The organism is Brevibacterium album DSM 18261, assembly GCF_000426445.1.
Taxonomy (GTDB): domain Bacteria; phylum Actinomycetota; class Actinomycetes; order Actinomycetales; family Brevibacteriaceae; genus Brevibacterium; species Brevibacterium album.
The window spans coordinates 212,800-223,379 of record NZ_AUFJ01000014.1 but is presented as its reverse complement, the minus strand read 5'-3'; the positions used below and the strand labels follow the sequence as shown (position 1 = coordinate 223,379).

The 10,580-nt window shown below is 67.9% G+C and carries 13 protein-coding genes and 1 pseudogene; 10 read left to right on the top strand and 4 right to left on the bottom strand.

Going from position 1 to position 10,580, the window contains the following annotated elements; translation table 11 throughout:
- The 4 genes from K318_RS0112320 to K318_RS0112305 all read left to right on the top strand — a co-directional run.
- A partial coding sequence (locus K318_RS0112320) for an integrase core domain-containing protein (RefSeq protein ID WP_035281872.1) occupies positions 1–367 on the top strand: 367 nt, incomplete at its 5' end.
- Positions 368–421: 54 nt separating this feature from the next.
- On the top strand, positions 422–853 hold the full coding sequence (locus tag K318_RS0112315) for a hypothetical protein (RefSeq protein ID WP_156913987.1): 432 nt from the start codon (positions 422–424) through the stop codon (positions 851–853).
- 236 nt (positions 854–1,089) lie between these two features.
- Positions 1,090–2,115, top strand: coding sequence for a hypothetical protein (locus K318_RS23840; protein ID WP_051297949.1), 1,026 nt, complete (start codon positions 1,090–1,092; stop codon positions 2,113–2,115).
- Positions 2,116–2,227: 112 nt separating this feature from the next.
- On the top strand, positions 2,228–3,610 hold the full coding sequence (locus K318_RS0112305; RefSeq protein ID WP_029089701.1) for a hypothetical protein: 1,383 nt from the start codon (positions 2,228–2,230) through the stop codon (positions 3,608–3,610).
- Here K318_RS0112305 and K318_RS0112300 read toward each other — a convergent pair.
- The gene (locus K318_RS0112300) at positions 3,607–4,449 is read right to left on the bottom strand and encodes a hypothetical protein (protein ID WP_029089700.1); all 843 of its coding nucleotides are present in this window, start codon (positions 4,447–4,449) and stop codon (positions 3,607–3,609) included. The genes K318_RS0112305 and K318_RS0112300 overlap by 4 nt on opposite strands.
- A 194-nt stretch (positions 4,450–4,643) precedes the next feature.
- On the opposite strand from K318_RS0112300, the pseudogene K318_RS25905 reads away from it, so the two are divergent.
- Positions 4,644–4,994: pseudogene (locus K318_RS25905) on the top strand (recombinase family protein); the annotation flags it as partial.
- A 420-nt stretch (positions 4,995–5,414) separates the two neighbouring features.
- On the opposite strand, the gene K318_RS25615 reads toward K318_RS25905, so the two are convergent.
- Positions 5,415–5,588, bottom strand: coding sequence for a hypothetical protein (locus tag K318_RS25615; protein ID WP_245579887.1), 174 nt, complete (start codon positions 5,586–5,588; stop codon positions 5,415–5,417).
- Positions 5,589–5,679: 91 nt separating this feature from the next.
- A complete protein-coding gene (locus K318_RS0112280) occupies positions 5,680–6,075 on the bottom strand; it encodes a RidA family protein (RefSeq protein WP_029089697.1) in 396 nt (131 codons plus the stop codon).
- A 178-nt stretch (positions 6,076–6,253) separates the two neighbouring features.
- Between K318_RS0112280 and K318_RS0112275 the strand changes: the two genes are divergently transcribed.
- From K318_RS0112275 to K318_RS23835, 3 genes are all read left to right on the top strand, one after another.
- Complete coding sequence (locus tag K318_RS0112275) at positions 6,254–7,165, top strand: helix-turn-helix transcriptional regulator (protein WP_245579886.1); 912 nt, start codon at positions 6,254–6,256, stop codon at positions 7,163–7,165.
- A gap of 280 nt (positions 7,166–7,445) precedes the next feature.
- Entirely contained in the window at positions 7,446–7,583 is a 138-nt protein-coding gene (locus tag K318_RS24765; RefSeq protein ID WP_156913983.1) for a hypothetical protein, read from the top strand.
- Positions 7,584–7,638: 55 nt separating this feature from the next.
- Complete coding sequence (locus K318_RS23835) at positions 7,639–7,848, top strand: hypothetical protein (RefSeq protein ID WP_029089695.1); 210 nt, start codon at positions 7,639–7,641, stop codon at positions 7,846–7,848.
- A gap of 77 nt (positions 7,849–7,925) precedes the next feature.
- On the opposite strand, the gene K318_RS23830 is transcribed toward K318_RS23835, so the two are convergent.
- Complete coding sequence (locus tag K318_RS23830) at positions 7,926–8,501, bottom strand: TetR/AcrR family transcriptional regulator (protein ID WP_029089694.1); 576 nt, start codon at positions 8,499–8,501, stop codon at positions 7,926–7,928.
- Positions 8,502–8,601: 100 nt separating this feature from the next.
- Between K318_RS23830 and K318_RS21595 the strand changes: the two genes are divergently transcribed.
- Positions 8,602–9,699 (top strand): ABC transporter permease, encoded by a 1,098-nt coding sequence (locus K318_RS21595; RefSeq protein ID WP_051297948.1) that lies wholly within the window; start codon positions 8,602–8,604, stop codon positions 9,697–9,699.
- A complete protein-coding gene (locus tag K318_RS0112250; protein WP_029089693.1) occupies positions 9,696–10,496 on the top strand; it encodes an SDR family NAD(P)-dependent oxidoreductase in 801 nt (266 codons plus the stop codon). Before K318_RS21595 ends, K318_RS0112250 begins: the two co-directional genes overlap by 4 nt.
- Positions 10,497–10,580 lie beyond the last annotated feature (84 nt).

The following is a 10,580-nucleotide window of genomic DNA, read 5'->3' as shown; positions in this document are numbered from 1 at the left end:
GACCGCTGTGGCCGCCCGTGTCCGTGAGGGGGCGGAGGTGGCCGGTTGTGTGGTGCATTCGGATCGCGGAGGGCAGTTCAGGTCGAAGAAGTTCCTGCGTGCTCTGGAGTATCACGGACTACAAGGATCGATGGGCAGAGTCGGGGCTGCCGGGGATAACGCGGCGATGGAGTCGTTCTTCTCCTTGCTGCAGAACAACGTCCTCGATACCGGGCCATGGCGGACGCGGCAACAGCTGCGGGCGCGGATCGTGTCCTGGATCGAAGGCACCTATCACCGTAGGAGGAAGCAGAAGAGCCTCGGCCGACTGACACCCGTCGTGTTCGAAGAAGTGCTGCAGAGCCAGGCTGTGGCTCTGGCGGCCTGAACCAGGAAACCAAGACTGTCACCTGAATTTGCATCAGCCCCCATCGTGGGAGTCGTGCCCATCGCCGCCCTGGCCCTCGCCCTAACCGGGTGCGGCGGCGGTGGCCAGGCGGAGAGTGACGGAGGCTCGACCGCCGAGGAGGTCGGGCCGCAGGAGTACGCCCTGTCTGTCGCCGCCTTCTCGCCGTTCGTGGAGAAGTGGACCGTCGACGGAGAGTCCGTGACCTTCGAGAAGGTCAACTGCCTCGGCCAGGCCGAGGAGACGGCGGGCACCTGGGAGGACGACATCATCACCTGGGAGGGCGAGAACCCCATGTTGGGTGCGGGGATGGGGCTGACGACGCTGATGGAGCCGCTCACCGACGAGGAGCTGTGGCCGGTCGGTGCCCGTGAGGTCGCGGTGCCGAACGTCGACGGGCAGATGGAGGCACACGTCGACAAGTGCCGCGAGGCCGGCGAGACCGTCGGTGAGATCCTCCTCGGTTGAGGGCAGAGCAGAACCCCGGCCGTGTGGTCGGCCCTCCGAGGAGAGCTGCAGGGACGATTCCGGGGTGTTGACCCACGATGCTACAGGGCCGAGCCTCCAGGACCAGTGCCAGCGAACCGTCAGTAAGGGTCTACCCCGATGGACGCACGGCACGAGACCCCCGAACCTGTCGCTTGAGGTCGGATCGGGGGTTCTCCGCGCCCGCGGATCGGAGGCGACTCGGGGACAATGGGGCCGTGGCCGATTTCGACTTCTTCAGCGCCGGGTTCACCACCGTCCCGAAGGCACCGCCGAAGGTGTCGTCGCGGGCGTTCCGGACCGCGATCGAGGAGGCGCTCATCCACACCTACACGAGGCAGGACCTCGAGACGGTGCTCGGCGAGGAACTCAAGCTGCCCTGGCCGGTGGCGGACAGCGAGCCGTCCGAGAGCGAGTACACCAAGCGCGACGTCATCAAGGGCTACACGAAGGGCTGGGACCTCCCGAAGCTCGCCGCCCTCGTCCGGAGGATGGTCGCCGAGCTCGATCTCAACGAGGCGCTCCTCGCCGACCTGCACGCGCTCCTGGCAGCTCATGACCGGGGCGGCGGCGTCGGCACGCCGCCGAAGAACCTCATCTTCGCGGCGAACGGGCCGAAGCCCGAGCTGGTGCTCCGCGACGCCGTCAACAACGACATCGAGATCACGCGCAACGGCGAGTACTGCCTCGTCTTCGACCGGCCGATCCCGGCCGACGGCCTGACGTACCAGAACCTGATCGAGTGGTGGCGGAAGCGGCAGGGGTTCGCGGACGCAGTGCCGGACAGGGAGGTCGGCGTGGATCTCCACGCGCGGCTGCGGGAGTCGCTCGGCGACAACCCCGTCGAGGCCCTCGTCTTCGACACCTACGCAGCGCGGTATCGGAACAACCGGTTCGACGTGCCGGCGCTGATCCCGCAGGTCTACCTCCACTTCGACCCCGCCACGCAGCTGGCGCGGCGGGCGGCGGGACAGAGCGGCAGCCCGCTGGCGCGGCAGCGGATGGACTTCCTCATCCTCTTCTCGAGCAGGCACCGGGTCGTGCTCGAGGTCGACGGTAAGCAGCACTACGCGGACGGCGACGTCGCGAGCCCGAGGCTCTACAGCGAGATGGTCGCCGAGGACCGCCGGCTGAGGCTCGCCGGGTACGAGGTGTACAGGTTTGGCGGGGCCGAGCTCATGGCCGACGGGGCCGCCCGGATGCTCACCGACTTCTTCGACCAACTGGCGGAGCGCATGCGCTGAGCCGCATTTCAGCGTCCTGCAATCGATCAGCCAACGACCATACGGTGCCGCTCGACCCCGCGCGGCGTCACGACGTTGCCGGTTCAGCAGGCACTCGATGAGGATTGAGCGCATGGGCACCCGCTGGCCACCGCTGAATCCCATCCAGTTGAAGGCACTGGAATGGGTCGCGCGCGGATGCCCGGAGGGCGTGTGGCACGACTCCAGCTACAAGGTCTCGGTCTATGCGCTGGCGACACGCGGCCTCGTGAAAGTGGATCGGAGACGCGGCTCATGGTCGGCCGCGATGACCGACGACGGCCGCTTCTACCTCGACCACGGCCACTACCGGATCAACGAAGAGCCGCCGAGCGATAAGCACTCGGGTCCACGTGGTCGTACGACCCAGAAGGCATCGTTCAGTGTCACCGCCGAGGCGCTCATCGCTGACCTCCTCGCCCACGACGGGACGCTCACCGTTGCTGATCCCCCGCCAGAGGTACGAGCGGCGTACCGACGCGCGATGAGCATGGCCATCGCCGACGGCCTGGTGCCCGCCGGCTCCGCACTGCGTCACACCGGACGCGACCGAGGCGATCTGGTGGTCCGCCTGATCCCGAAGGACGACGCTCCGCAGCGTCCGGAACTCGCGCCCATTCCCGTGCCGGACGATCTCAGTCGCCTCCATGACGCCGTGCGGGAGCTGCGGGACAGTCGAGCCGAGCGACTCGATGTGACTCCCTCCGAGCAGCGCCGCGCCCTGCTGATCCTGCAGGCCATCGCCGACGAGTGCGAACGGCGCGGACACGAGTTCGGCCTGCCCTCAGACGACGACTCGGGGACGTTCCGGCTCACCGTCGACGGGGTGCCGACTGACTTCGACATGCTCGAGGAGCGCGTGCGCAGACCCGTCCCGAACGCGGACGAGCTCGCTGAGGCGAGGTACGAATGGCAGCGAGTGCGCTCGACTGTGCAGAAAGTCCCCTCCGGCAAGCTCTTGGTTCAGTCCGGTCCCTCCTACTCGCGCACGTCGTGGGCCGATCGCAAGCGGTGGACCCTCGACAGCCGGCTGCCGCACCTCTTCGCCTACGCCGAGAGCCAGGCCGCGGAGACCCTCGAACGCCGTGCTCGCGACGAACGGGAACGGGCCGAGCGCCAGCGCGCCTGGGAGCAGGCGAAGACCGAAGCGCGGCAGCGCTACATCGAGGATCTGAATCGTCGACGCCTGGGAGAACAGCTTGAGAGTCATCGCCGTGCCGACGAACTCCTCCGCTACGCCGAGGCCCTCGAGAAGAAGGCAGCCGCTCTCGATGATCAGGGCGAGGCGCACCAGGTCCGGGCCTGGACGGAATGGGCCCGATCCGAGGCGGAGCGAATCGACCCGCTGCTGAGCCCGGCAGATCTGCAGTACGTCGAGCCTGACGAGGTGGCCGACGCAGACCTCGACCCGTTCATGCCGCGGGGCATGACGGCACGACGCCCACCGGATGACGCACGCCGCCCCTGGAGCCGCTAGTCGGGCAGCTCGGCGCGGAGCATCTCCACCGGCGTGCCGAGCTCCCGCTCGATCTGCGCAGCCACGGCGTCGTGCCCGTGGGCTCGCAGCGCGGCGATCGCGCGCTCGGCCACCTCTCCGACCCGCTTGATCTCCTTGCGCAGCTCGACCAGCTCGTCGAACCGCTCGACGTTGTCGGCCCCGCACCATGCACGGAGCACGTCCCGGATCGGCTTGCCGTGGTCGCGATCGACTTTCGCCGAGATCTCAGGATCGATGAAGTGGCGTCCGCGACCGGAGAGGTACTCGCCGTGGATCGCGGCATGCTGCGCCTTCCGCTCCTCGGACTCGACCCGCTGGAGCACCGCCTCCGCGTTCATCTGCGCGGCGGCCCGGGCGACCAGCTCGGTCACTGGCCAGGGTGCGATGAGCTTGCCGTCCTCCCGGAAGGCCTCCGGGTATTCCGTCAGCTGCTCGATGCGAAGGCCGAGAGAGTCTGCGAGCTCGTCGGGGCGACTGATCGTGATCGAGCAGCCGTCGCTGTCGTTCATCCCGGCGAGATCGCGGTCGATGAACTCGTCGAGGATCTCGCTCGCCGCACAGTCCCTGGGGTCGTCGCGATCGGGGCCCAGGGCGCTGACACGGTCCCAGCGTTCCTCCCGTGCCCGGAACGACTCGACGTCGTCCCACCTCACCTTCAAGCGCGCGGGCGGGACCGACTCCTCCCGCCCCTCGAACTCGTCGGCCACGAAGTGCACCAGGACGCGCGCCGGCTTCTGTGACCCCTCTCGCACGAGGCGCACCTCGACGAGCGGGTCGATGCCACGCGCGCGGTACGCCCACGACTCCCCTGGCTCCATGCCTCGATTATCCCGCGCGGCTCTGGAGGTGAAAACGCGGTCGGCCCGCGTTCAGAAAACGGTCGTCTGACTGAACGCTCGGAAGCCTCGCCCGAAGGACGCTGCCCGAGTCGAACATCGTTCAGAAACCCGTTCAAGAACTGGCATCCTCGTAGTCAGAAGATGAACACGTTTGCTGAACTCGAGGAGGGGTCGTGGCGCTGGTCGGGCTGGTGCGGGTGAGCACCGCGAAGCAGGAAACGCAGAGGCAGCACGACGCTCTCGACCCGATCTGCGAGCGCGTGTTCGAGGAGAAGGTGAGCGGCAAGCTCGCCGTCGACCATCGGCCTGGGCTCAGGGCCGCGCTCAACTTCATGCGTACCGGCGATCTGCTCGCCGTCCAGGAGGTCGACCGCCTCGGCCGCAATCTCCTCGAGGGTCTCATCGTCCTCAACGACTTGTTCGAGCACGGCTACGCGGTAAAGGTGCTGGAGGGCATCGCAGCCGGAGAGCACATCGAGCGCAGCTTCGTCCTCGACATGGCGCTGGCACTGGCCGAGGACCGACGCCGCGACATCTCCCGGAAGACGAAGAACGGCCTCGAGGCGGCCCGGAGGCGCGGCCGTGTCGGCGGTCGGCCCCGGGTGATCGACGACGACAAGCGCGCGATCATCCTCGCCCGCAGCGAGAAGGGCGAGTCGATCCGGGTCATCGCGCGCGTCCTCGGCGTCTCGGTCGCACCGTCCACGGCGTGCTGGCCGAGGAGAAGGCAGGGGCGTCGTCGTGAGCACCACCGGCGCGGTCGGCCATGTCCATTGAGGTGCACCTGGGTCACGCCTCCGTCCCGATCGACGAAGTCGTGTTCACGACGCTGCTCGACCACTCGGTGGCGGGCACCTACAAGGGGTACGAGCGGGCGCTCGAAGGGGGAAGGATCAAGTTCACCGACCTGGTCAGCCTCGAACCGAGGTCGTATCCCAGATCACTCACAACGCCTTCTTCATTCCGTCGTGCTGCTCATTGCGGTCATCGACGATGACGTCGTGGGCCATGAGCGAGTGCGCCTCGAAGATCCTGTGCCTCGCGCTGCCGGGCTCCACCTCCAGAGTGTCGGGACCCCACGCGGTCGCGACCCGACCGGCGAGGACTACGAGGGTCACTTGCGTGGGGCATGGGACTCCTTAGGACCGTCTGACGGCCAGCAGGGCTACCCCGCTGGCCGTCAGACATGAGTTGCGAAAGGGGGAAGCGTTACGCGACAGCGGTGCCTTCGAGCTCGACCATCTGGCCGGGGATCGCCAGACGGGTGACGCCGAGCATCGTGGTGGTCGGGGCGACCCCTGCCACCCCGAGCTTCCCGGCGAGCACGCCGTAGTGCGGGAACAGCTCGTCCACGTCGGTGGTGTATACGTTGAGGCGGACCAGGTTCGCCAGCGACATGCCGGCCTCGGCGAGCACGGCCTCGAGGTTCGCCACGGCCAGCGCGAGCTGGGCCTCGACGTCCCCGTCGTGCTCGGGCCGACCATCTTTGCTCATCGCTGTCTGTCCCGAGATGTACAGGGTCCGCGCCTCGCCCGAGACGACCTCGCCTTGGTTGAAGCCCATCTCCTGCGACCAGGTCACCGGGTTCACTGCCGTGCGTTCCATTGCTGCTCCGTTCGTTCGTTCCGCAGCACCCGGCCGCCCTCTGGCCGCCGTCCTCGACGCTGCACTACCAGCCTCACTACGAATCACGACACCTTGTGGCGTGATTTCTGATAATGATGGACGCATGCGAGCAGACCGACTGGTCTCGCTGGTGCTGCTTCTGCGTCAGCGAGGCCGAATGACCGCCGACCAGCTGGCCGGTGAGCTCGAAGTTTCCACGCGCACCGTGCTGCGCGACATCGACGCGCTCTCGACCGCGGGCGTCCCCGTCTACGCCGACCGGGGCCGCCACGGCGGCTACTCGCTCCTTCCCGGCTTCCGCACCGAACTGACCGGGCTGAACCATGACGAGGCGCTCGCGCTGCTCACCGCCGGATCGGACCGCGGCGAGAAGGTCTTCGGCCTCAGCGCACCGCTGGCCTCGGCGATGCGCAAGGTCGTCGACGCGCTGCCCGAGGGGCACCAGACGAGTCTCGGCGATGCGGCCAAACGGTTCCTCGTGGAGCCGGAGACCGACCTACTCTCTCGCCGTGCCCCCACCGAAGACCTGGCCGACGGCGTCATCAGCGAGGTCCGAGCCGCGGTGCTCACAGGCCGCCGGCTGCGATTCAACTACGCGGCACCCGGACAGGCACCAAGTCCTCGAACTGTCGATCCGATCGGACTGGTCACCGTCCGCGGGCACACCTACCTGCTGGCGACGAGGTCCGGAGACGATCGGACTTACCGCCTATCCCGGATGACCAGCGCCGAAGCGCTCCCCGAACCGGCGCAACGCCCCGCGCAGGTCGATCTCGACCGCATCTGGGCCGAGCGCACCGCACAGTTCCTCTCCGAGAGCCACCTCCCCGTCGTGGTCCGCATCAAGAGGTCACGTCGTGAGGAACTGCTGGAGAATGCTCGAGCTGTCCGAGCCGAGGAACCGGAGCCGGACGATTGGGTCCGCCTGGATGTGACCTTCGAAGACCTGCGCCATGCGGTGTGGGCGGTGTGGCGGCTTGATACGGACGCCGAAGTACTAGCGCCAGAATCCGTCCGCGATGCGATGTACGCGCGCGCCGAAGCATTAACGACCCGCTATCGATCCTGACTACCGGTCCCAATCAACGTGCCCGGTCAGTACCTCTAGACATCACGAGCAGACGGTCAGCGGCAGCAGAGATTCGCGGGCCTTCAATGGCTCGATGCGTCGATCAGGCCTCGGAGGGCGTCACGGGTGCTGGTCAGCTCGGCGATACGCCCGTCGTAGACCTGGCGATGGTGATCGCGATGCTAGCCATGATCCTCGTTCCCAGCGCACTGCTGTTCAGCGACGCCATGCCCGCGTCAGGCCGGGACTGGCTGCTGCTGTCGGCGGCATCATCCTGCGCATGCGCACCACCCTGCCCATCGGGATCGCCACCGGCTCGATCGTCCACACCCCGCAGAAGGTGACGATGCTGGGCATCACTCCCGTGATCGCGCTGACGGCCGTCTCCGGACTGCAGCTCCCCTTCCAGCAGCTCTAGGGCGGGGTGCAGGTCCTCGCGCAGACCTTCCCCTATTTACTGGATCGGCCACCTCATGCGGTCAACCCTCCTCCCCTACGAGTTCTCGTCCGTCGAGGTCACCGAGTCCTGGCGCTTGTGGGAGTCGTTCGCCGTGCTCGGTGCCTGGACGGTCGTCGTCGGCGTGCTCATCGTGCCACCACTGCTGCGCAGGGTCTCGCGACGCCAGTCCGGAGCCAGACTCGCCGACGCCAGAGAATCCGCCGCCCAGACCGCCGTGAAGTAGACACCTGCAACGGACTCCGCCCTGCGGATCGACTGCCCGACAGACCATTCCGCGGGGCGGCAGCCCGCCACGCGGCTTCACCCGACTCGGAGCGCCTTCAGGCCGGCGATGTAGACATCGACCATCCATGCGCCCTGGTCGGGCAGGAGTGCGACCGTCAGCTCGGGGAGAGGCCGGGAGAGGACGACGATCCCCGCGATGAAGCGGTAGGGGTCGAGGTCGGCGGGCGCGAGACCGTGGCGCGCGGCCTTCTCCAGGAGCTGCTCGATGGGGCCCAGATCCCGTTCGCGCATCTGCTGCAAGAAATCCTCCATGCACCCCTCGGCCAAGGCGAACTCCGATCCGCTCGTCGCCAGCGGCGCGATGCCGGTCGCGACGAGTCGGTGGATGACGCTCCGCCATGTCACCTCGGGATCGGCGTCCCACTGTGCGAGATGCTCTTCGACGATGGCGAGGTTCTCACGGTGGAGGCGGTCGACGACGGTCGTGATCAGAGACTCGCGATCCGGAAATCGGCGGTGCAGGGTCGCCACACCGACACCGGCGTGCGCAGCGATCGACCGCATCGACACCTCGAAGTCGCCCCGGGCCCGGAACATCTCAAGCGCTGCCTCGACGATGTCGTCGCGATTGGCCCTCGCATCCGCCCTCATGTTCCCGCCTTTCCCCGATGGTGCTTACCGACCTCCATGTGGAACACTATACTCCACTTACAAATGGATCACAGTGCTCCACTTCTGAGGAGAGGAAGCCATGAAGGACACGACGCCCACAGACGAGAAGCAGACCGGTAGGGCCTGGCTCACCACGATCGCGCTGACGCTGGGGCTGCCGGTCGTCATCGCACTCATGCTCTTCGCCTTCCTCGCCCCCAGCATCAATTCGGGACCGAAGGACCTGCCTCTGGCCGTGGCGGGACCTGCCGCCGAGGTCGTCGCATTGGAGCAAGCGCTCCGCTCCGAGTCGCCCGAGGGGTTCGCGTTCGAGCGGCACCTCGACGCCGCAGGTGTGCGCGAGGCGGTCGAGAACCGGGAAGCTATCGGCGGGATCGTCGTCGAGGGCCCGGGGGACGCGACCTACTACACTGCTTCAGGCAATGGGGCCCCCTATGCCGAGCTGCTGGGCACGATCTCGGCGGGAATGCAGGCGCAGGGCCAGAGTGCGAAGGTGGTCGAACTCGCGCCGCTGACTGAGGACGATCCGGGCGGTACCGGCCTGGCCATGCTCGGCCTACCGCTAGCCTTCGGAGGCATGGCCTCCGCCGCACTGGTGATCGTGCTGCTGCGCGGAAGGACGGCGCAGTCCTTGGCCGGACTGACTCTGATCAGTGCCGTGGCAGGACTCGTGGTCGCGGCGATTCTGCAGTACGGCTACGACTCCTTCGACACCGACTACCTCGTCGCCTCCCTTGTCATCGCCGCCGGCATAGCAGCCACCTCGTTCTTCGTCGCGGGCCTCGGCGCGTTCATCGGCATCCGGGCCATCGGCATCGGCGCGATCCTCACGATCTTCATCGCCAACCCGCTTTCAGGGTTGACGACCGGGTGGTGGTGGTTGCCCGAGCCCTGGGGCGCGATCGGCCAGGGCATGCCGATCGGAGCCGCCGGGCACCTGCTGCGTTCCGAGGCCTACTTCGACGGGGAAGGCGCGGGCGGATCCTGGACCACGCTGGCGATCTGGATCTTCATGGGCGCCGCGCTGATCGTCGGCGCGGCGCTGCGCAAGCGCGGAGGGAACGAGCCCGCTCCCGAGGAGCCGACGCTCGAGGACGGAGACCAGGACGCAGGTGAGGAAACGTCGACCCGCCGAAGGCTCGCCCACACCGGTAGCGCGGAAGGCCGCGGTCGATGACGTTCCAGGGCCACACGATCGTCGTCACGGGCGGAGGGGGCGGTATCGGCCGCCACATGACCCTCGGTCTACTGGCGCGCGGTGCGCGGGTCGCCATCCTCGACGTCCGCCAGGAGGGCCTCGACGAGACGGTCGGCCTCGCCGGGGCCGGAGGCCGCCTGTCCAGCCACCTCGTCGACGTGAGTGATCGGAGCGGCGTCCTCGGGGCAGCGGATCAGGTGCTCGCCGAGCACGGCTCGATCGACGGGGTCATCCACAACGCCGGTGTCATCCAGCCGTTCGCGCGATTCCTCGACCTCGACGACGCCGCGATCGACAAGGTCGTCGCCGTCAACCTGTTCGGGACGATCCACATGGCCAGCGCGTTCCTGCCCCACCTCGTGACGAGGCCCGAGGCCCGCTTCGCCGCCGTGTCCAGCGCGGCGTCCTTCCTGCCGCTGGCCGGTCAGAGCGTCTACGGCGCAACGAAGGCCGCGGTCAAGCTGCTCATGGAAGGGCTCGCCACCGAGCTCGCGGAGACAGGGGTGCGCGTGTCGGTCGTACTCCCGGGGTCGGTGGCCACCGACATCGCGGCCAACTCCGGCGTCGACATGGGCTCGCGGTTCGAGTCCGACAGCAGCCGTTCCACGGCGATCACCGCCCAGGACGCCGCGCGGATCGCTTTGGACGGCATCGAGGCCCGACGGCCTCTGGTGCTCATCGGCCGCGACGCCCGGTTCCTCAGCGTGGCCAGCCGCGTAGCGCCCGGACTCGTCACGCGCGTCGTCTCCAAGCGGCTCACGGACATGCTGCCCTGACCCGCGGCCGACGCTACTTATGCGGGCGCGATTCAACAGAGGGCTTCGGTCGCTCAGAGCGCGGTTCTCGCCGTCACGAACGTC